The sequence below is a fragment of the Planococcus sp. FY231025 genome, from assembly GCF_052078085.1.
Taxonomy (GTDB): Bacteria; Bacillota; Bacilli; order Bacillales_A; family Planococcaceae; genus Planococcus.
Map to the genome: position 1 here is coordinate 547,417 of NZ_JBQJJG010000004.1, position 22,397 is coordinate 569,813.

Annotated in this window: 17 protein-coding genes; 12 read left to right on the forward strand and 5 right to left on the reverse strand. The window is 51.8% G+C overall.

Features of this window, described 5'->3' with window-relative positions; genetic code table 11:
* Positions 1 to 9 precede the first annotated feature (9 nt).
* Genes ACTL32_RS05915 through ACTL32_RS05930 form a run of 4 tightly spaced genes read right to left on the reverse strand, consistent with a single transcriptional unit; the run spans position 10 to position 4,640 of the window.
* The gene (locus ACTL32_RS05915; RefSeq protein WP_441340599.1) at positions 10 to 1,497 is read right to left on the reverse strand and encodes a Na+/H+ antiporter subunit D; all 1,488 of its coding nucleotides are present in this window, start codon (positions 1,495 to 1,497) and stop codon (positions 10 to 12) included.
* Positions 1,490 to 1,828, reverse strand: a complete 339-nt coding sequence (locus ACTL32_RS05920; RefSeq protein ID WP_204891404.1) for a Na(+)/H(+) antiporter subunit C — start codon at positions 1,826 to 1,828, stop codon at positions 1,490 to 1,492. Before ACTL32_RS05920 ends, ACTL32_RS05915 begins: the two co-directional genes overlap by 8 nt.
* Positions 1,829 to 1,831: 3 nt before the next feature.
* Entirely contained in the window at positions 1,832 to 2,254 is a 423-nt protein-coding gene (locus tag ACTL32_RS05925; RefSeq protein ID WP_441340600.1) for a Na(+)/H(+) antiporter subunit B, read from the reverse strand.
* A complete protein-coding gene (locus tag ACTL32_RS05930) occupies positions 2,241 to 4,640 on the reverse strand; it encodes a Na+/H+ antiporter subunit A (protein WP_441340601.1) in 2,400 nt (799 codons plus the stop codon). Before ACTL32_RS05930 ends, ACTL32_RS05925 begins: the two co-directional genes overlap by 14 nt.
* Before the next feature lie 250 nt (positions 4,641 to 4,890).
* On the opposite strand from ACTL32_RS05930, the gene ACTL32_RS05935 reads away from it, so the two are divergent.
* Entirely contained in the window at positions 4,891 to 5,580 is a 690-nt protein-coding gene (locus tag ACTL32_RS05935) for a universal stress protein (RefSeq protein ID WP_441340602.1), read from the forward strand.
* Between the two features lie 68 nt (positions 5,581 to 5,648).
* On the forward strand, positions 5,649 to 6,290 hold the full coding sequence (locus tag ACTL32_RS05940) for a pentapeptide repeat-containing protein (RefSeq protein WP_441340603.1): 642 nt from the start codon (positions 5,649 to 5,651) through the stop codon (positions 6,288 to 6,290).
* 519 nt (positions 6,291 to 6,809) lie between these two features.
* Here the strand turns inward: ACTL32_RS05940 and ACTL32_RS05945 are convergent.
* Entirely contained in the window at positions 6,810 to 8,306 is a 1,497-nt protein-coding gene (locus ACTL32_RS05945; RefSeq protein WP_441340604.1) for a peptide MFS transporter, read from the reverse strand.
* Positions 8,307 to 8,709: 403 nt separating this feature from the next.
* Here ACTL32_RS05945 and ACTL32_RS05950 point away from each other — a divergent pair, with 403 nt between their 5' ends.
* The 10 genes from ACTL32_RS05950 to ACTL32_RS05995 all read left to right on the forward strand — a co-directional run bounded on the left by ACTL32_RS05950 (position 8,710) and on the right by ACTL32_RS05995 (position 22,370).
* The gene (locus tag ACTL32_RS05950; protein ID WP_204891398.1) at positions 8,710 to 9,063 is read left to right on the forward strand and encodes a helix-turn-helix domain-containing protein; all 354 of its coding nucleotides are present in this window, start codon (positions 8,710 to 8,712) and stop codon (positions 9,061 to 9,063) included.
* 183 nt (positions 9,064 to 9,246) lie between these two features.
* Positions 9,247 to 9,759, forward strand: coding sequence for a hypothetical protein (locus ACTL32_RS05955; RefSeq protein WP_441340605.1), 513 nt, complete (start codon positions 9,247 to 9,249; stop codon positions 9,757 to 9,759).
* Between the two features lie 711 nt (positions 9,760 to 10,470).
* Positions 10,471 to 11,256, forward strand: coding sequence for an SDR family oxidoreductase (locus tag ACTL32_RS05960; protein WP_441340606.1), 786 nt, complete (start codon positions 10,471 to 10,473; stop codon positions 11,254 to 11,256).
* A gap of 12 nt (positions 11,257 to 11,268) precedes the next feature.
* Positions 11,269 to 11,766, forward strand: a complete 498-nt coding sequence (locus ACTL32_RS05965; RefSeq protein WP_441340607.1) for a DUF4334 domain-containing protein — start codon at positions 11,269 to 11,271, stop codon at positions 11,764 to 11,766.
* Positions 11,767 to 11,879: 113 nt separating this feature from the next.
* Entirely contained in the window at positions 11,880 to 13,658 is a 1,779-nt protein-coding gene (recQ, locus tag ACTL32_RS05970) for a DNA helicase RecQ (protein WP_441340608.1), read from the forward strand.
* 247 nt (positions 13,659 to 13,905) lie between these two features.
* Complete coding sequence (gene gltB / locus ACTL32_RS05975) at positions 13,906 to 18,492, forward strand: glutamate synthase large subunit (protein WP_441340609.1); 4,587 nt, start codon at positions 13,906 to 13,908, stop codon at positions 18,490 to 18,492.
* A 19-nt stretch (positions 18,493 to 18,511) separates the two neighbouring features.
* On the forward strand, positions 18,512 to 19,999 hold the full coding sequence (locus ACTL32_RS05980; protein ID WP_441340610.1) for a glutamate synthase subunit beta: 1,488 nt from the start codon (positions 18,512 to 18,514) through the stop codon (positions 19,997 to 19,999).
* A gap of 254 nt (positions 20,000 to 20,253) precedes the next feature.
* The gene (locus ACTL32_RS05985) at positions 20,254 to 20,685 is read left to right on the forward strand and encodes a hypothetical protein (protein WP_441340611.1); all 432 of its coding nucleotides are present in this window, start codon (positions 20,254 to 20,256) and stop codon (positions 20,683 to 20,685) included.
* Between the two features lie 88 nt (positions 20,686 to 20,773).
* The gene (locus ACTL32_RS05990; RefSeq protein ID WP_441340612.1) at positions 20,774 to 21,679 is read left to right on the forward strand and encodes an HD domain-containing phosphohydrolase; all 906 of its coding nucleotides are present in this window, start codon (positions 20,774 to 20,776) and stop codon (positions 21,677 to 21,679) included.
* Positions 21,680 to 21,809: 130 nt separating this feature from the next.
* A complete protein-coding gene (locus ACTL32_RS05995; protein WP_441340613.1) occupies positions 21,810 to 22,370 on the forward strand; it encodes a hypothetical protein in 561 nt (186 codons plus the stop codon).
* Positions 22,371 to 22,397: the final 27 nt, after the last annotated feature.

The window sequence follows — 22,397 nt, forward strand, 5'->3', positions numbered from 1 at the left end:
GTAGGGGCATCATTGGCCATCCCCTTCCAATATGGCATCGGTATAAACGTCCGGGTTCATCAGCGTATCAGCCGCATCCGTGACGTATACGGAAAGCGATTCTGTGCCGAAGCCGAGGCCGAACGTCAACAGGACCAGGATCAGCGTCGGGACTAGGAAGCGGTTTTGAAGCGGCACCTGGTCCTCTTTGCTGATGATGGTCTCGCCCCAGAAACTGCTTTTGAAGATGCGCAGCAGCGAGTAAAGGACAAAAAGGCTCGATAACAGCGCCAACGCCAGCAGGACGTAATTGCCGCCTGCGATGGCTCCCTGGGAAATCAGGACCTTGCCGATGAATCCGCTGAGCGGCGGAATTCCCGCAAGCGACAGCATGGCGATGAAGAACGACCAGCCGAGAAGCGGGTAGTTTTTCATGAGGCCGCTCATCTGGCTCAGCTGGGTGGTGTCGGTCATGGAAATCATCGTGCCGATCAGCAGGAACAGGAGCGCTTTGGCGACCATGTCGTGGATCAGGTAATAGACAGCGCCTTCGATGGCTTCCGGTGTAAAGATGGCCAGCCCGGCAAGCAGGAAGCCGACCGAGATGACGATGTTGTAGGCGGCGATCTTCCGGATATCGTTATAGGCGATGGCACCGAGGCTTCCGCCGATCAGCGTCAAGGCCGCCATGACGCCGATGATGGTATGGGTGATGTCGGGATGATGATTGAAAATCAGGGAAAATATCCGGAATAGTGCATAGATGCCGACTTTCGTAAGCAGTGCTCCGAACAAAGCGGAAACCACCGTCGGCGGAGTGCTGTAGGAGCCCGGCAGCCAGAAATAAAGCAGCAGGCCGGCTTTCAGGCTGAAGACAGTCAGGAAGACGATGCTGATTGTGGTCAGCAGCGGACCTTGTCCGGCTTCTGCAACCCGGACCGCGATATGGGCCATGTTCAACGTGCCGACCGTCCCGTACAAATAAGCCAATGCAACCAGGAAAAACCAGGAAGAGACGATGTTGATGGCCACGTATTTGACGGCTTCGCGCAATTGGCGCTTCGAGCCGCCGAGCGTAAGCAGGACGTAGGATGACAGAAGCATCACTTCGAAACAGACGAACAGGTTGAACAAATCGCCGGTCAGGAATGAACCGTTGACTCCTGCGATGAGAAACAGCACAGTCGGGTAGAAATACATCGATTCAAGCAGTTTGCCTGTAGTGAACAGGGCATACAGCAGGCAGACCAGAGCGACGACGCTCGTCGTCAGGACAAGCAGCAGCGAAAACGAATCGGCAACGAACAGAATGCCAAAAGGCGGCGTCCATCCGCCGAAATCGAGCCGGAGGATGCCTTCGGTCTGGATGCTGTGCAGCAGGAAGGCAGATATCGCGGCAACGGAAACCATTACCGCAATGCTGAACCAAGCCTGCAGCCGGCCGAACGTGCGCAGGAAAATCAGCGTGACGCCCGCCAGGATTGGCAGCAGCATCGGCAGCAGGATAAGGTTATTCATCGTTTGCCCCCCTCATGTCGCCGAGGTCGTCGCTGCCGAGTTCCTGGTATGCCCGGTAAGCGAGCACAAGGATAAAGGCAGTGACAGCGAAACTGATGACGATGGCCGTCAAGATCAGGGCTTGCGGAAGTGCATCCACATAACTCTCGGATTCTTCGCCGAGCAGCGGGACAGTCCCTTTTTTCAAGCCGCCCATCGCCAGGATAAGAAGATGGACAGCATGGGACAGGATGGCCGTCCCGAGGATGACGCGGATGACATTGCGGGACAGGACTAAGTAGATGGCGACAGCCGTAAGGACGCCGACCAATATGATGATCAAAGATTCCATGGGCTATTCATCCTCGCTTATGCTTAAGATTATATTGACGACGACCCCGACAACCGTGAGAGCGATTCCGGCTTCGAAAATGGTCACCGTGGCCAGTTCGGTCTTGCCGAAAAGCGGCAGATCGAAATAGCCGAACGACTGGCTGAGGAACGGCTGGCCGAAGAACATCGGCACAGTCGCGCTGGACATCGCCAGCAGGACGCCGAGCGCCGACAGCTTCTTGAAGTCGAACGGAATGGCGTCGCTGACCGTCTCGGATTCGTAGGACAGAAACATCAAGACAAACGCGGAAGCGAGAACGAGGCCGCCGATAAAGCCGCCGCCCGGCTCGTTGTGGCCGGACATGAACAGATAGATGCCGAATGTAAAGATGATCAGCACGACAGCTTTGACGACCGTTTGAAGAATGACATCATTGATTTTCATGTTTTCTCGCCCCCTTTTTGCCTTTATAGCGGATCAATGTAAACACGCCGAGGCCGGCGATGAAAAGGACCAGCGATTCAAGCAACGTATCGAATCCGCGGAAATCTCCGAGGATGGCATTAACGATGTTTTTCCCGCCTGCCAGCTCATAGGAATTTTCGTAGAAGCTCGAAATCGTCTCGAACAATCGGGTGCTGTTGACCGTCAACCCGATCAGCATCACCGTCAAGCCGCCGACTATTGCAATGATGGCGTTGCGGACCTTCACCCGTCTTGGAGAGTTTTCGGGCCGCCATTCAGGCAGCTGATAAAAGACGAGCAGGAAGAGCACGGTGGTCACCGTTTCAATGACCAGCTGCGTCAGCGCCAGGTCCGGTGCCCGGAACAGCACGAAAAATATGGCGATAGAATAGCCAAGCACGCCGTTCAATAAGGTGGCGGTCAGCCTGGACTTGGCAAACACGATGGCAACCGCCGCTGCCATCATGGCGAACGCCAGCAGGAATTCGTAAACCGGAACCGGGGCATCGTTCGCGAAGTCGAGCGACAGCGCACCGGAAAACAGGAGCGTCCCGCCGGCCGCAGCTGCGAAAAATGCAAATATATAAGCGAAGTAATGTGGCAGGTGTCCGGTCATGTACGCGGATGTGAACGCTGAAGCATTCCGCTCCATGCCGGAAAGCATCCGGCTGTAGAGCGAGTTGAACGCCCATGAGTCGGGCAGGAGCCCGTAAACCCATTTCCAGCGGTGGCGGAAAATATACAGCAGGGCGCCGAAAAGGACGACTCCGGCTGTCATCAATAGCTCTGCATTGAAGCCGTGCCAAGCGGAAATATGCGGCGCGGCATCGATGCCAGGCAACAGGCCGGCAAGGGCGGGTGCGAGCAGGTGGTCGCCGAGCAGATTCGGAGCGAAGAAAATCGCAATGATTAGCAACGACAGGATGGCGGGCGGAATCAGCATGCCCAACGGCGCCTCTTTCGGCTTTTTATCCAGCTTCTTCGGATGATAATTGCCGAAGAAGGTTTGGAAAACGATGACCATCGAATAAACAAAGGTCAGCACACTTGCCGTCCAGGCGATGGCCGGAATCAGCCAGCCCCACGTTACTGCGGAGAATATCGGCATGGACATGGCATTCAGCGAAGCGGTGAAGAACATCTCCTTGCTGAGGAAGCCGTTGAAGAAAGGCAGGCCAGCCATGGAGAAACTGCCGATGACGCCGAATACCATGGTGATCGGCAAAAAGGAAATCAGCCCGCCGAGGCGGCGGATATCACGTGTTCCGACCTGATGGTCAATGATGCCGACCACCATGAACAAGGCTCCTTTGAATGTGGAGTGGTTAACCAGATGGAACAGCGCAGCGAACGTGGCAAGGCCATAAAGCGCGCCTTCCGGTCCGGCCCCGAAGCGGATCGCTGCAGAACCCATCCCGAACAGGCTCATGATCAAGCCGAGCTGGCTGATGGTCGAATAGGCAAGAAGCGCTTTCAGGTCGGTCTGGCGGACAGCGTTGAATGAGCCCCAGAAAAGCGTCACGAGGCCGACTAGCGTAACGGTCCAGAACCAGGCGGAAGTCCCGCCGAATATCGGCGTGAAGCGGGCGACGAGATAGATGCCCGCTTTCACCATGGTCGCGGAATGCAGATAAGCGCTGACCGGCGTCGGCGCTTCCATGGCATCCGGAAGCCAGATATGGAAAGGGAATTGGGCGGATTTTGTAAACGCGCCGAGCAGTACCAGAAACATCGCCGGATAGAACAGGGCATGCTCCGTGTACTGCGGAATGGATGCGGCCATTTCACGGATGCTGTAAGTGCCCGTCATGGAATGGATCATCAGGAAGCCGGCAAGCATCGCGAATCCGCCGAATACGGTGATGAGCAAGGATTTCTGCGCACCGGCCCGTGAATTTTTCCTGTGATACCAGAAAGCGATCAGCAGAAAAGAGGAGATGCTCGTCAATTCCCAGAAAACATAGAGGACGAGCAGGTTGTCGGATAGGACGACCCCGAGCATTGCGCCCATGAACAACAGCAAATAAGCATAGAAATGCGGCAAGGAATCCGCTGGAGATAGATAGTAGATGGAATAGAGTACAACAAGCGCGCCCATGCCGGAAATCAGCAGGGCCAGGATCAGGCTGAGACCGTCCAGATAGATTGAAAAGTTGATGCCGAGGGAGGGGATCCAGTTGAGTGTGGCATTGACGGTTTCCCCTGAAGAGACGAGGGGGATCTGGAAAACCAAAAGCCCGAACAGCATCAGCGGCACAAGAAGCGCCAGCCAGCCGATGTTCAAGCGCCCGATGCGCCTGTGGATGACGGGGACAAGGGCAGCTGCCAGGAACGGGAATAAAATGGCAAGAATCAAGACATGCACAGCAAAACCTCCAAAAATAATATCGCAACTCAGCTATTGCACAGCTGAGGCATTCAGTCCAAATTATACAGGAAAGAAAGCTTGCTTTCATGCCTCAGCTCAGCTATGGTTCAGTTAATGGTGAAGATTCCTGGGGACAGCTGCCTGAATTGCAGCCTCGCCTTCTTGATTTTTGGCGGCATTCGCAGTACAATGTCATAGTTTTGAATAAAGAGATCCGGAAATATCAAACCCTGGAGGGTGAATACAAATGAAGAAAATCAGAGGACGGATGGACGAAAGCATTTTGGTTTGTGTGTTTTACGGACCGAACGGCGAGCGTTTGATCAAACGAGGGAACAAGCTGGCGGAAATGCTGGATTGCCCATTGTATATACTGACAGTGGATGCCTTGCCGTTCGATGAATTCGATGCGGAGAAATCAGCTTATGTCGAGCGCTGGAAAGAGCTGGCTGATGAATTCGGGGCAGAAGAATTCGTCATCCGCGACAATGAAAGCCGGCCCTCTGCAAAAGTCATTGCGGAAGTAGCGCATGATTTGAATATTACGCAAATCATCATCGGGCAGACTGCACGCAGCCGGTGGGAAGAAATCACAAAAGGCTCATTCATGAATTCGCTGCTGCGGGAAATCCCTTTTGCAGATTTTCATGTGGTATCGGTCGACCGGACCATCAAAGGCGACGAGCACGAAGAGTTTGAAAAAGGGGTCCGCTGTTATTTGGTGAAGGATGCGGACACCTACAAAATCAGCTTTTCCCAAACCAAGGAATGCCAGTACGAAGGCATCTTCTTCAAAGAGATCGGCACCGATTTCAACAATGGAATCTTCAAGTTTATGCACAATAATAAGCTGTACCAGGTGGAAGTGACGGATGACCGCATCGAAGAACCGGGCGTTGTCCGTTCGTGCATTGAAAAAGTGCCCTCCCTGAAATAACAGCATGAAGAAACGGCGGCTGCTCCGCTTGCGAAGCGGCCGCTTGTTTCTATAGGAAGGGGCAGCCCATGAAAAAAACAAAGCGTTCAGCACCGTCCATACCGGAAGAACTGGAAGTGGTGCCATTTTCGTCCGCTATGGACGACCATTACATAAGCAAATGCAAAATCTCGCAGGAAACGATTGATTTCGCGGCGCAGGAAGGGCTGCGTGTGGACCAGGTGGTGTTCGAGAACGTCAACTTTGCGGAAGCTGTATGGCCGCGCAGTGAATTCGTCGATGCCCTCTTCATCAATTGCGACCTGTCCAATGCCGATTTCAGCCGCACCGTTTTTCACCGGACGGAATTCCGTAATTCGAAGCTGGTCGGGACCAATTTTGCCGAAGCGGGAATCCGCCACACACTGTTTGCGGATTGTGTGCTCAATTATGCGGCATTCGGCTTTTCACTGTGCAACACGTCCCGGTTTGAAGGGTGTTCGATGCGCTATGCCGACTTTTACGAAGCGGAGCTGAAGAACACGGAATTCGGCCGCTGCAATCTGAACGATGTCAATTTCGCGGAGACGGGGCTCAGCGGTGTCGACCTCAGCAGCAACTCGTTCGAGAACATCCAAGTAACGGTCGAAAAGCTGGCAGGCTGTACGGTCTCTCCGGAGCAAGCTATGGCGTTCGCCCGTCAAATGGGGCTCGTCATAAAAGAAAATTGATGCAAAAAATCCCGGAAGCAAGTCTGCTTCCGGGATTTTCTTCTTGTTGAGAAAGATATAAAATACTTGTCTTTTAATCGATATTCCGCAAAACAGCTTCGCTGGCCGCGGGCGAGCGCCAAGCCTCCTCAGTCGCTTGCGCGACTTGCGGGGTCTCGGCTGTCTCGCTTTCCCGCAGGCAAGTACCGGCCAAACAGCATCTGGCCGGTACTTTGCGACGAAGCGCGTAGCGCTGCAGGAGCAGTATGGTTTTCTCCGCTGTTTTGCTTCATATCTCAGATAGCGCTACTTAAATGGATAAAGTGGCAAGTTTTAAAGAGCGAAACCAGCGCCGGCGCGTCCACGGGCTAGGCGAAGCCAGGAGACGGGTGTTCTTTCCCGGCTCATGGCGAAAGCCATGCCCAAAACGGCCGAAGCGGTGTGGAAAGTTTGTTTTATTCATTGAGAAATTTATAAAAGGTCTCTCGAAAGCCAAAAAATCCCGGAAGCGAGTCTTCTTCCGGGATTTTCTTCTTTATATTAGCGCACGCCGCGCATATAGCGTTGGATGGTTGGAGCTAACAGGAACAGGATGATACTCAGGACGATGGATGCTCCACCGATCAAACCGAAATACATCATTTCATTTTCAGCTGAGTAGAATTTAACAAGTTGTGCGTTGATTGCTTGTGCGGCTGCGTTTGACAGGAACCACAGGCTCATCGTCTGCGCCGAGAAAGCGGCAGGGGCAAGTTTAGTGGTTGCTGACAATCCGACCGGCGACAAGGCAAGTTCGCCCAATACGATGATCAGGTAGCTCAGTACAAGCCATAATGGATTCACAAGTGTATCCGGTCCGCCGAAATACGCAGGCAGCAGGATGACCAGGAATGAAATTCCGGCAAACAAAAGGCCGAGTGAGAATTTCTGCGGGATGGACGGCTGGCGGCTGCCTAGTTTAACCCACATCCACGCGAATACCGGTGCCAACGTGATGATGAACAGCGGATTCAACGACTGGAACCAGGCAGGGGAGATGGTGATTCCGGCGAATTCCAGATCCGTGCGGGTATCCGCGTAAGCTGCAAGGATCGTCGACCCCTGCTCCTGAATGGCCCAGAACATGACAGAAGCGATGAACAATGGAATGTACGCAAGGATGCGCGAACGTTCCACTTCTGTCGTTTTCTTGCTGCGGTACATGACCACAAAATAAATGGTAGGAAGCAAGATTCCCAGAACACCGACGGTCGCGATAAAGCTGTCAAATGTCAGGAATCCGAATTGCAGGCCGAAATAGACGATTGCGGCAATGGCGATTGCGCCGACTGCCAAGGAAGTGAACGTTTTTGTCCGTTCAGCAGGAGAAAGCGGATTCGGTACCACTGTCCCGGCGTAGCCAAGATTTTTCTTTTTCGTTGCAATGAAGACGACCAAACCAAGGAACATGCCGACAGCGGCGATGCTGAAGCCCAGATGGAAATTGATTTTCATGCCTACTGTTCCGACGATCAACGGTGCAAGGAATGCACCCAAGTTGATGCCCATATAGAAGATACTGAAACCGGCATCCCGGCGGTCGTCGTTTTCTGCATAAATTTCACCAACAACGCTCGAGACGTTCGGCTTCAACAAGCCCGTACCCAGGACGATCAAGACCATGGAGACGAAGAATAGGGACAGGCTGCCCGGAATGGCAAGTGCAATATGCCCAAGCATGATCAGGATACCGCCGTAGAAGACGGCTTTCGAGGTTCCGAATATCCGGTCGGCGAGCCAGCCGCCGATGATCCCCGACATATAGACGAGGGATCCATAGATGGACATGATGGAAAGCGCGACAGTCTGGTCGAGCCCCAGCCCTCCTTGCGAAAGTTCATAGTACATGTAATAGACAAGGATCGCTCTCATTCCATAATAAGAGAAGCGCTCCCAGAATTCAGTGAAAAATAAAGTGAACAGCCCTTTTGGATGGCCGAAGAATCCTTTTTGCGGCACACTGTTCACGATGTCTTGGCGACTTAACTTGTCAGACATCTTACTACCCCCTTTTAATGTATGCTACTATAATACTTTTTTTAATTAAATAAATCAAAATAAATATGAAAATTAGTAAAATAGGCAGAATTATTGGGGATTCTTAATAATTCAATTTACGGGAATATCATTTATTATTTTTTTAAAATAATAAATGAATTTAAAAGAGTAGAACTTTTCTGCACAAGGAAAAGAAATTTAGATTGGCGAGGTATCTAAGGAAGCTGTCGGTAAAAAAAGTAAAGCAATTTGCCTATATAATGGAAAAAATCGCGAAAAATGTCGAAGTGGGTCATAAAAAAGACATATTTATGTCTGAATATTATAGAAATATATTGTGTAATATTCCAAGATACAGTATATTTAAAATAGTTAGAATATAAATAAAGGAGTAGGAAAACTAATGAATGATTTGGGAAAGAAAATCAGAGACCTGCGCGAAGCAAAAGAATTGTCTCCGGAACAATTGGCTGAAAAAGTAGGCTTTGCTAAAAGTGCGATCTGGGCATATGAAAGCGGGAAAAAACAAATAACAGTAAGCCATCTTTCTCGCTTGGCTGACTTTTTCGATGTATCTGTAGATGGGCTGCTGGACCGAACGGAGAAAATTGTCGATTTGGACCTTCAAAATGCTTCTGTGATAAATGATTATAATTTGATGCTTGATAATAAGCCGCTGGATGAACAAGAGATTGCGGAGGCTGCTTCGTATATCCAAGTGAAGCGACGCATGGGAAGTTATGGCGCAGCGAATTAAACAACCATTATTTTACAAAAGCATTCAGGAGTCCATTCGATATGAATGGGCTTTTTTTGTTAATTATTACCACAGTAAGGAATAAGAATTTCAAAAATTCGGAATTATTTAAACACTGGAACAAGTTCCGGTAAAATGGAATCAGCAGACTACCAGACATTGGGGCGAGACGGGCGGTGGAGTATGGACAGGTATATTTTATATGAAACATACCGGTTGGCAATGCTGATCGATTTGGTCCGCCCGGAAGAGCTGATCGAAAAAGTGGATGCATTTATCACGGAAACCCCGGTCAACCAAATACCGCATGCATTTTATGTGCTGTCCTTGACCCGCAACCGGCGTGCGATGATCGAAATGCTGACCGATTTGGCCAGGGGCGTTGACCAGAGCCTGCCGAGCCTTATTGTTGCCGGCATGCTGGCTCAAAGACAAGGAGAGTACGAGACGGCGGAATTGTATTTAAAAGCCGGGATGCTCGCTTCGCTGCTGGCAGACCCTGACGAGGACGTGGCTTTTGAATTTCGTGTTTTGAAGGAACGGAATGATGCCGTGCAGGAAGCTTATGGCACCCGGTTCAAACGCAAAAAAACAAGAGAGCGGATGCTTGCGAAAAACGAGTTGGAACTTCAGCGGGCGCTCCAAAAATATGTGAAATATGCTGAACAGTTCAACATGTATAAGTGGGGAACGTGAGTATACTATAGAAGGAAGTGGAACAAAGCCGGCCAAGAGGCCGGCTTTTCAAACTATAGACAAAGTCGAATTATGATGAATAGAGATGTATCAGCCTGACCGGGCTGGCCACTTCGCTTTCCGTGGGCTCGGCTTCAGTCTCCTCGTCACTGGAAAACCATGCTCCTGCATCGCTGCGCTAGCTTCGTCGCAAAGACTTGGCAGGTTAAGTCTTTCCTGCGGGGCCTTCAGCTCGAGTCGCTTCGCTGCTCCCACAGGAGTCTCCGTGGCCAGCCCAGCCGGGAGCGTCACCTGTATCAAAAGATAAGGTTAGGATACTGATTCTGTTTTGTATGTTAGGTACAAGCCGCTGGCTTCAGGACCGCAACGGAAGGCGGAAAGTGCAAACATTGTGCTCCTGCAGTGCTTCGCACTTCGTCGCAAATCCAATGACCGAACTGCCTTCGGCCATTGGATTTCCTGCGGGATAGCGAAGTGCCGAAATCCACTCGGACGCCAGTCCGAGTTAGTTCGGCGCGAGCCCGCAGAAAGCGTCCGCTTGAAGTGGAGGATCCGGGATAGCTTCTTTCAAATGTAACTTCATTCTTAAAGAGGGATAAATATTCTTTTATCTATAAGCTGTAAAGCCGGCCGTGGGGTGGGCTTTTTTTGGTTTACCCGCATGGCTGCAGGGAAAGCAAGGGGTAAGAAGAAAAATAGGAGGATGATTGGATGAGTAAAACAATTTTCATTACAGGAGCGGGCAGCGGCCTGGCAAAAGGGACGGCGCTTGGGCTTGCGAAAGAAGGGCACCGTGTCATCGCGCCGGTGGAAATTGCGCCTCAGGTGACCGAACTGCGGGAAGCGGCAAAAGCCGAGGGTGTGGAACTTGAGGTATTCAAGATGGACATCACGAATCCTCAAGATTTGGCACAGATTCTGGAATACGACTTTGATATATTCGTGGCGAACGCCGCAATCAATGAAGGCGGCCCACTCGGAGAAGTGCCAATGGCCAATTTCCGGAAGCTCTTTGAAGTGAATGTTTTCAGTACGCTCGAAACGGCGCAGATTGCCGCGCAGAAGTTTGTTGCGAAAGGAAAAGGGAAAATCATCTTCATGTCATCGATGGCCGGCATAATGGCGACGCCGTACGTCGGTCCGTATACAGCGACAAAACACACAATCGAAGCCATCGCCCAGACGATGCAAAAGGAATTGAAGGAATTCGGCGTGCAGGTGGCCACCATCAATCCAGGTGCATATGATACAGGGTTTAATGACCGCAGTGCAGAAGCGAAATGGAAATGGTACGACGAAGATCTCCATTTCACCAAAAAAGCGGACATGGAAGAGGCGGACAAGGCGCTTGAGGACCAGTACGACCCTGCTGATATGATTGCAAAAATGGTGGAGATCATACCGCAGGATTCGCATAAATTCCGTACGGCGTATCCGCCGGAGACGGAGAAGCAGATGAAGGAAGAAGAAGCGCAGCGCTGGGAAATGGACATTTAAGGGATGCCGGAGATGGGAGCTGAATCGGAATTCCTGAAAATTGCTGAAGCTGGCGAAACCGATACCCATACCGCTTGCCGGCTGTTCGATGAACTGGGAGCGGTCCGTCCCGAAGAACTGCTCGGTGTTTGGCGGGGGCGTGAGCTCCGTACCGGGCACCCGCTCGATGGGGTGATGAAGAAATTGAATTGGTACGGAAAGGCTTTCCATGATGCCGAGAATGTCGATCCGCTTCTTTTCGAGCTGCCCGGCGGAAAAATCGTCGCGGTCGATCCGGCGCCGGTTTACGACAAGGGAAAACTGCTGAAGGCGACGGGCGGAAAAGCGCGCATGCGCCGCATCGAGCACCGTGGAAAAGTTGGTGCAGCCATGGTATACGACAATTTGCCGATCATCGATCATTTCCGCAAAGCGGGAGAAGGTGTGCTCCTCGGCATGATGGACAGAAAAGGCGATAAGGCCCCTTACTTTTTTATATTGGAGAAAACAACAGCAGTTCCAGGGGCATGAGCTTTTGGGACTGTTTTTAATTTTGGCCCTTTTCTTCGGTTTCGCAAGAAGAAAAAGGGGGCCTGGATGTGATAAGCTGTTTAGTACGATACGATTTTTAGGAGTGTTTGATTTTGTTGGAAGAAGCAAGAAAATTACTGCAGTCGCACTTTGGCTATGAGTCCTTCCGGACGGGGCAGGAGCAGGCGATATCCCAGGTCTTTGACGGGCAGAACACCATTTGCGTCATGCCGACCGGCGGCGGGAAATCGATGTGCTACCAGATTCCGGCCCTTGTCATGGAAGGCACGACAATCGTCGTCTCTCCGCTGATTTCATTGATGAAGGACCAAGTGGATTCACTTTTGGCTGCCGGCATCCCGGCGGCGTATATAAACAGCTCGCTCGGCTTTGAAGAAGTGCGCGAAACCCTCTATGATGTGCAACGCGGTGCGATCAAACTCCTCTATATTGCGCCGGAGCGGCTCGATTCGGAAATGTTTCTGAATGAACTGCAAGGTGTCCATGTGCCGTTGATCGCAGTGGACGAAGCACATTGTATTTCCCAATGGGGACATGATTTCCGCCCAAGCTACCGGCTTATCAGCCGGATGGCCGGCTTGTTTCCGAACAACCCGACAGTGCTCGCTTTGACTGCGACGGCAACGCCGCAGGTGCGGGAAGACATCTGCCGCCTGCTTGATATCGAAGCGCAGAATTCCGTCATGACCGGTTTTGAGCGTGCCAATTTGACGTTCTCGGTAATCAGGGGGCAGGACCGAGACCGGTTCGTGAAGGAATATGTTCAGAAAAACGAAAAAGAAGCGGGCATCATTTACGCTGCGACCCGGAAAACGGTGGATTCCGTGTACGAAATGCTCATTAAAAAAGGCGTCAAGGCTGCGAAATACCATGCAGGCATGCCGGATCATGAACGCAAAATCGGGCAGGAGCGTTTTCTGAACGACGAAGTGACCGTGATGGTCGCGACAAATGCATTCGGCATGGGGATCGATAAATCGAATATCCGCTATGTCATCCATTATCAGCTGCCGAAGAATATGGAGAGCTATTACCAGGAAGCGGGACGAGCGGGGCGTGATGGATTGCCGAGTGAGTGCATCGTGCTGTATGCGTCGCAGGATGTCCAGACGCAGCGCTTTCTGATCGACCAGGCGCAGGATCCGAGCCGGATTCCGGGCGAGCTGGCGAAACTTCAGGGAATGGTCGATTATTGCCATACCGAAAATTGCCTTCAGCAGTTCATCATCCACTATTTCGGCGATACGGGCGCAGAACCTTGCGGCCATTGCAGCAGCTGCAGCGATGACCGGGAAAGCAAGGACGTGACCCAGGATGTGCAAATGGTGCTGTCGTGCGTTATCCGGATGGGCCAGAAATTCGGCAAGATGATGACGGCGCAAGTGCTGACAGGTTCACGGAATAAGAAAGTGCTCGATTTTGGTTTTGATAAATTGTCCACATACGGCATTTTAAAGCACCAGAACGCAAAAGAAGTGGCGAACTTGATCGAGTTCATGATCTCGCAAGAACTTCTTGCCGTCGAACAAGGATCATTCCCGACAATCTATGTGCCGGACGGCGGACGCGATGTCCTCCTTGGGAAGCGCAAAGTGCTGCGCAAAGGGGCGGTTGTCACCAAACAGATCACCCAGAACGATCCGCTGTTCGAAGAGCTGCGGAAAATCCGCAAGGAGCTGGCAGACGATGCCGGTGTACCGCCGTTTGTCATCTTCTCGGACAAAACACTTCAGGATATGTGCGCACGAAAGCCGCAAACAGAAGACGAATTCCTTGAAGTGAACGGCGTCGGCGCCAATAAACTCGAGAAATACGGAGAAGCTTTCCTGGAAGCGATCCGCAATTTTCCGATGGAAAGCAGCCGGGAATAATGATTGATGAAAAGGCCTATTATACATAGGTCTTTTTTTATTTGAATTATTATCATGCATAATTATTCATATTATAATATATCGTTCGGAGCAATTAAAGCCTATTTGTAAGCGTTTTCAAGAGAATTCTTCAATTCTTTTTACAAGAAATAAATTTTTTTCGCATAAAATATGTATATATATTCATTGTCTATGATATAATTTTCTGATAATATGACACTCTAGCACATTAAAGGGGGCGGTTTGATTGATAAAGAAAGAATATCCATTACCACAAGGGCTTTACCACCCGGATCAGGAGCATGAAGCATGCGGCATCGGAATGATCGCAAATATCAATGGCGAGAAATCGCATTCCATCGTCCAGAATGCGGTCAATATTCTTTGCAATCTTGAACACCGCGGCGGCCAATCGTCCGATACCAGCACAGGAGACGGAGCAGGCATTCTGACGCAGATTCCCCATCGCTTTTTCCTCAAGCAATGTGAAAAGGAAGGCATAAAACTCCCGGCGGAAGGCCGGTACGGCATCGGCATGATGTTCATGCCGCAGGATTATGACCTGCGCATGAAAGTGAAGGAGATCATTCAACTGATCGTCCAGGAAGAAGGGCAGCAATGCCTGGGCTGGCGCCCGGTGCCGGTCAACGATTCATTTGTCGGTAAAGTGGCTGCAAAAACAAAACCGGTGATCCGCCAAGTGTTCATCGAAGCTTCGGAAGATTTGACAGGCCGTATGGACGTGGAGCGGAAATTGTATATCATCCGTAAGCGCATCGAGTTTGAGATGGGCAAGGAAGAGGCGTTTAAAGATGTGTATTTCAGCAGCCTGTCTGCGGGGACGATTGTCTATAAAGGCATGCTCATCCCGGAACAGCTGGATTCGTTCTACATCGACCTCAACCACCCCGAATTCAAATCGGCCCTTGCACTCGTCCACTCCCGCTTCAGCACGAATACGTTCCCGAGCTGGCAGCGTTCACACCCGAACCGCTATTCCATCCATAACGGCGAATTCAATACGCTAAGAGGGAATGTCAACTGGATGCGCGCACGCCAGCAGATGTGCACTTCCCCTTACTTCAACGAAGAGGATCTTGCAAAGGTGCTGCCGGTCATCGATGAAAGCGGCAGCGATTCCTCAATGTTCGACAATTGCTTTGAATTCCTGCATCTGTCGGGCCGCTCGCTTGCCCATACGGCCATGATGATGGTCCCTGAACCTTGGGTGAACGATCCGACCATTAAACAGGAGAAGCGGGATTTCTACGAATATCACAGCACGCTCATGGAACCTTGGGACGGGCCGGCGGCGCTGGTCTTCACGGACGGTAACCAGATTGCGGCATGCCTTGACCGCAACGGGCTGCGCCCTGCTCGCTATTATGTGACCAAAAGCGGCATGATTGTCCTGGGGTCGGAAGTCGGGGCGCTGGATATTTTTGCGGACGACATCGTCTATAAGGAGCGCCTGCACCCGGGCAAGATGCTGCTGGTTGATCTCGAAGCCGGCAAAATCATTCCGGACGAAGAAATCAAATTGCAGATTGCGGCGGAACTGCCATACCGCGACTGGATTGAAACGAATATGCTCGATTTGGAGGACCTCCCGGAACCGGCGGCTTCCCAGAACACTACGGATGCGGCAGAGTTGTTTGAACAGCAAAAAGCTTTCGGCTATACGACAGAAGAAGTCCAGAAAATCATCAAACCGCTCGCTGCGGAAGGGAAAGACCCGGTCGGTTCGATGGGCTATGATTCGCCGCTGGCGGTGCTATCGAAAAAACCTCAGCTCTTGTACAGCTATTTCAAGCAATTGTTTGCGCAAGTGACGAATCCACCGATCGATGCAATCCGTGAGCATATCATCACAGCGGCACGGACTACCATCGGAGCAGAAGGCAACCTGGTGCAGCCGGACCCTGACTGCTGCCGCCAAATCCGGCTGGAGTCGCCCGTCTTGTCGAATGGGCAATTGGAGCGACTGCGCCAACAGCAGCTGCCCGAATTCAAGGCAGTGACGCTGCCGATTTTATTTGCAAAAGAAGGCGGAGCGGCCGCGATGGAGCAGGAGCTTGAAGCGCTGTTCGAAAAGGCGGATGCGGCATATGAAGAAGGTGTGACTTTGCTGATCTTGTCCGACCGCGGCGTCGATAAAGAACATGCGGCAATCCCGGCCCTATTGGCCGTATCCGGCTTGCACCACCACCTGATCCGGAAAGGGACGCGGACAAAACTGAGCATCCTCCTTGAATCCGCGGAACCGCGGGAAGTCCACCATTATGCTGTGCTTCTCGGGTACGGTGCGGAAGGAATCAATCCGTATTTGGCGCTCCGTTCGGTAGAGGAGCTAGCCTTGTCCGGTGATCTTGCCGGCGCAGCATATGACGAAGCGGAAGAGCGCTATATCAGTGCTGTGACGGACGGCATTATTAAAGTGCTGTCGAAAATGGGCATTTCGACCATCCAGAGTTACCGAGGCGCCCAAATCTTCGAAGCCGTCGGCATCCATATGGACGTTATCGACCGTTATTTCACCCGTACGCCATCACGGCTAGGGGGCATCGGGCTGGATATCATCGCTGAAGAAGTGCTGATGCGCCACAGGCAGGCTTTTCCTGAACGGGAGGGCGGCGAAGGAGCTCTTGAGCCGGGAGATGAATACCAGTACCGGGCAAACGGCGAAGCGCATGCGTACAATCCGGTCACCATCCATACCCTGCAGCAGGCATGCCGCACCAACAATTACGATACGTTCAAAAAATACACCGGCCTATTGACGGGCGAAACCTCAGCCGTACAGTCGCTGCGCGGCTTGCTGGAATTCAAGAAGCAAGAGCCGGTGCCGATCGACGAAGTGGAAACGATCGAGCAGATTTGTGCGCGCTTCAAAACCGGCGCGATGTCGTTCGGCTCCATCAGCCAGGAAGCGCATGAAGCGCTGGCGATCGCGATGAACCGCATCGGCGGCCGCTCAAATTCCGGCGAGGGCGGAGAACAATCCGATCGCTTTGTTCCGGATGCGAACGGCGACAGCCGCCGGAGCGCGATCAAGCAGGTGGCGTCAGGGCGATTTGGCGTGACGAGCCATTATTTGGTGAATGCCGATGAAATCCAGATCAAGGTGGCCCAAGGGGCGAAACCGGGAGAAGGCGGCCATCTGCCGGGCAAGAAAGTTTATCCGTGGGTAGCGGAAGTGCGCGGTTCAACGCCTGGCGTTGAACTGATTTCGCCGCCGCCGCACCACGACATCTATTCGATCGAAGACTTAGCGGAATTGATCTTCAATCTGAAGAACGCCAATCCGCGCGCCCGAATCAGCGTCAAGCTGGTCTCCGCAGTCGGCGTCGGGACAATCGCCGCCGGCGTTGCAAAAGGCCGGGCGGACGTCGTCCTGATCAGCGGCTATGACGGGGGGACCGGCGCTGCGCCTAAGACCAGCCTGAAGCATACCGGACTGCCATGGGAAATCGGCTTGGCCGAAACCCATCAGACCTTGCTTCTGAACGGCTTGCGCGACCGCATCGTCGTAGAGACGGACGGCAAAATGATGACCGGCCGCGATGTCGTCACGGCAGCGCTGCTGGGCGCGGAAGAGTTCGGCTTTTCTACGGCTCCGCTCGTCGTGCTCGGCTGCATCATGATGCGCGTCTGCCATATGGACACATGTCCGGTCGGCATCGCGACACAGAACCCGGAGCTCCGCAAAAAGTACATGGGTGATCCCGAGCATGTCGCGAACTTCATGCGCTTTATCGCAAGGGAAACCCGCGAACTGATGGCGGAACTCGGCTTCCGCACAGTCGATGAAATGATTGGAAGAACCGATGTGCTGCAAATGAAAGAAGACATCGACCACTGGAAAGCGAAAGGGCTGGATCTGTCGGTGCTGCTGCACCAGCCGGACCTTCCAGAAAAAGTCGGCCGCTATGCCACGGTCAAACAAGATCATGGCCTTCGCCAGACCTTGGATTACCAGGAACTCCTGCCGCGCTGCCGGAATGCAATCGAAACCGGCGAACCGGTGGAAGTGACGACCGCGATCCGCAATATCCACCGGGCGACCGGCACGATTATCGGAAGCGCGATTTCCAAGCGCTACGGAGCCGAAGGGCTTCCGGAAGATACCGTCAGATTCAATTTCCAGGGCTCTGCCGGCCAAAGCTTCGGAGCGTTCATTCCAAAAGGCATGACGCTGAAGCTTGTCGGAGATGCCAACGATTTTGTCGGCAAAGGCTTGTCGGGAGGCAAGATCATCGTCTTCCCGGCGCCGGATTCGACGTTTGTCCCTGAGAAGAACATCATCATCGGCAACGTGTCGTTTTACGGGGCTTCCTCTGGAGAGGCGTATATCCATGGAGTGGCCGGCGAACGTTTTGCCGTCCGCAACAGCGGCGCGCAAATCGTCGTAGAAGGCGTGGGAGACCACGGCTGTGAATATATGACGGGCGGACGCGTCGCCATCCTTGGCCCGACCGGCAAGAACTTTGCCGCCGGAATGTCCGGCGGAGTGGCCTATGTCCTTGATGAGGACGGCACGTTCAGCAGCCGCTGCAATCCTGAGATGGTCCACATGCAGCCGCTTGCGGAGCCGGCCGAAAAAGAGGAATTGCGCGAAATGCTCCAAAAGCATGTCCAATACACGGACAGCAGCAACGGCAAACGGATTCTGGCGTTCTGGGACATCTTCTCGGAGAAGTTTGTCCGCGTCATTCCGAAAGCCTACTTGAAGATCAACGACCGCATCGACAAGCTGCAGAAGAGCGGCATGTCGAAGTTTGATGCCGAAATGGCGGCTTTTGAAGAAAGCAAGATGGCGGGAGCCGGAAAATAGATGTTTAAGGAGGGGTTGGATGGGAAAAGCGACAGGCTTTATGGATTACAGCCGCCAGACGATCAAAGAGCGGAATCCGGCGGAACGGACCAAGGATTGGACCGATTACACGATTCCCTTGTCAGATGAAGAAGTCAGGAAGCAAGGGGCCCGCTGCATGGATTGCGGCGTGCCGACCTGCCAATCGGGAATGGAGCTGGCCGGTGCGACGACGGGTTGTCCGGTTTATCACCTGATCCCTGAATGGAACGACCTGGTCTACCGCGGACAGTGGAAAGAGGCGCTGCACCGGGAACATGTCATGAACAACTTTCCGGAATTTACGGGAGCTGCCTGCCCGGCGCCGTGCGAAGGCGCCTGTGTGCTGGGAATCAACGAGCCTCCTGTAGCGATACGGACGGTGGAGCGCTCCATTATCGAGAAAGGCTTTGCGGAAGGCTGGGTGGTTCCGGAGCCGCCGAAAACGCGGACCGGCAAAAAAGTGGCGGTCATCGGTTCCGGGCCGGCCGGCTTGGCTGCAGCAGCCCAGCTGAATAAAGCCGGACACCTTGTCACAGTATTCGAACGCAGCGACCGCGTCGGCGGCTTGCTGACATATGGCATCCCCGAGATGAAACTGTCGTATGATACCGTCCTGCGCCGGGTGAAGATCCTCGAGCAGGAAGGCATTACGTTCATCACCAATACGGAAGTCGGAAAAGATTATCCTGTTTCTTCGCTCCGTTCGGATTTTGATGCTGTCGTCATGTGCGGCGGAGCAACAGTCCACCGTGACGTCCAGCTGGAAGGGCGGGAGCTGAAAGGCATTCATTACGCGATGGACTTCCTCCATAGCAGCACGAAGAGCCTGCTGGATTCGAATTTTGAAGACGGCAACTTTATCTCCGCAGAAGGCAAGGACGTCATCGTTATCGGCGGCGGAGATACGGGAACGGACTGCCTGGCCACTTCGGTGCGCCAGAACTGCCGGGACCTTGTACAGTTTGATGTCTACGATAAAAAAGGCGCGATCCGCGACGAAGCCGGAAATCCATGGCCGCAGTATCCACGCATTCACCGCGTGGAATATGGCCAAAAAGAAGCGGCTGCCGCTTTCGGCCATGACCCGCGAGCGTTCGCAGTCATGACGAAAAAATTCGTCGGAGACGAAGAAGGCAACGTCAAGGAAGTGCATACCGTAAACGTAAAACTGAAGATTGATGAGAACGGCAACCGCATCCGTGAAGAGATTCCGGGCACCGAGAAAGTCTGGAAAGCGGACTTAGTCCTGCTGGCCATCGGATTCAGCGGCCCTGAACAAGGGCTGATCCAGCAGCTGAATGTGGAAACTACCGAGAAATCAACAGTCAAAGCAGCGTACGGCAAGTACGCGACGAACGTGGAAGGCGTTTTTGCAGCCGGCGATATGCGCCGCGGCCAAAGCCTGATTGTGTGGGCGATCAATGAAGGGCGCGAAGCCGCAAGAGAATGCGACCGTTTCCTGATGGGATCAACTGTATTGCCATAAATCGAGAAGAACCAGGAGCTTGCGCTTCTGGTTCTTTTTATTATGCAAGAACGGAATAGTACATAAGGTTTTAATGAATGTTAAGATTTGGTGAATATTGTTGTACTATATACCCGGTTCTTATATACTAAAGGAGTTGGGCCAGCTATTTTACACCGGTCTATGTACTGGAAGTTCAGGGGGAACCTCCACTATATCGCCAGCCGGCTGGCATGATTGTTACCGCAACAACCGACCTGATTGGAGGAATGAGAATGTTTAAGAAAAGTGCAATTGCTGCCTTGTTTTCGGTGATTCTTACGGTGATGCTCGGCACTTCGGCCTTTGCGGCAGAAGAGGGAATCAGCCCGGAAATCGCTGAAGCATTGGCGGAGGTTGAAGAAGTAAATGCAGAGATATATGCAGAAATCGCTGAAGTGCAAGCAGAAGCGGAGGCCTTGTACGCAAAATACCTTTTCGCGTATGCCAACGAAGCAGATGCTGAAAAGCGCGCTTTGTTGACGGCGAAATATGATGAAAAAGTGGACGCTCTGATCAATAAATTGGACGTTAAAACGCAGGAAATGACGCGCATCGGTGTCGAAAAAGCTACTGCTGCCGGCGTGAAAGTGGAAGTTGTATGGATTCCGGTCCAGTTTGCTGACCGGGTTGCTATGATTGATCCGATTCACGTTATTGATTGGTAGAATAGATTGTACTTAGATGGGTTCATCAATTACTATGAGAGTATAGGATTCCTATGCTCTCATAGTTTTTTTAGAAGGAAGTGGATTTGTGAAAGGCTTAAATATACTGAAAGATAATTATCTTGAAACAGTTAGCAATGGGTCCACTACACTCAGTCTTTTAGGGCGTAGCGATGGAGTGGAACTGATGGTACAAACTGTATTGAAAGATAAAATGTTTGTGCTGCTTCCTGGAGAAGGCGAGAATGTTCAAGAATTTTTCTATATATTAGAAGGAGAAGTTGAAGCAGAATTAGACGGAGAAAAAGTTCAGATTAAAAAAGGCGGGTTTATTTCTGCGATAGGGATTGAAGAGACTGTATATTTCCTAGCAAAGACAGAAGTGAAAATTCTTTCTGTTTCTAACACTCCTACTTTTCATTATCTTAGCGAAGAAATAAAGGATTTACGTAAAATAGGCGAAAAAGTAGAATTAAAAGACCGATATACCTTTAAGCATAGCTCCAGGGTTTCTAAATATGCAGTCAAAACAGCTACGAAAATGGGAATGGAAAGAGCCCGTATCCATAATTTATTCATTGCTTCTATCCTTCATGACATCGGCAAGATCAACATTCCGGAAGAAGTGCTCAAAAAACCGGACAAATTAACAAACGAAGAATTCGCACTGGTAAAAAAGCATCCCGGCGACGGAGCGGAAATGCTGCGCCAAACCGCATACGCCGATCTGGCGGATATTGTCGAACAGCATCATGAGCGCGTCAACGGCCGCGGATACCCGTTCGGCTTGAAAGATGAAGAGATTTTGACGGAAGCGAAGATCATCGGAGTCTGCGACACATTTGACGCGATGACCGAAGACCGCGCCTACCGGAAAGCTTTTACGGCAGAATACGCGATGAAAGAACTGAAAGATCTTGCAGGAATCCAGTATGATCCGGCGGTAGTGGAAGCTTTCGAGCAAGTGCTGCAGGAAGAAGGCAAAATAGTATAAGGACGGCCACCCAAGACACCTCATCCAATGAATGGTGTCTTTTATTTTTTTCATGAAAGGTTTGAAAATATTTGAAATAGTCAATACTAATTAATACAGTACATTTTAAAATGATGAAGGAGTGGTAGATATGGCTAGAAAATCTGGCGGTACATTCGGCAAGTTGGTTTTATTGGGAGTAGGAGCATTGATTGGGGCTGCTATGACCCAGAAGAAAGAAGGGCAAGGCGGAACTTCAACTACTCAGGCAGGCAATTTGAAAGAATCGGTCGTCAAGGGCTTGGACCGTTTGAATGAGCAGTCCGGCGGCATGGTCGATAAAATGAAACCGACTGTCAACAAAGCGGTGGAAGCTGTCAAAGGCGCAATGGAAGGTCAACAGCAGATGCTGGACAAGGAAAAAGATGCACTCGACAAAGCCAATGAAACGCTGAACAAAGAAGTCGGCGGATCGACAAGTTCCGGTTCGACAGGCTCCGGGACTACAGGCTCTTCTGCTGGATCCACTTCAGGAATGTCGAGCTCCGACAAAGCGGGAAGCGGCACTTCCGGTACAGCCGGCGGTTCTTCAGGCTCTTCATCGAGCACATCTTCAACCGGAACGACTCCAAGCGGGGGCGTTTACGGCGGCAGCACTGCCTACAGCGAATCGTTGAAAAAGAATGTGGATGAAGATGACAAGAAAAAATAAGTTTTCAGAAAATTTAACATTTTAACG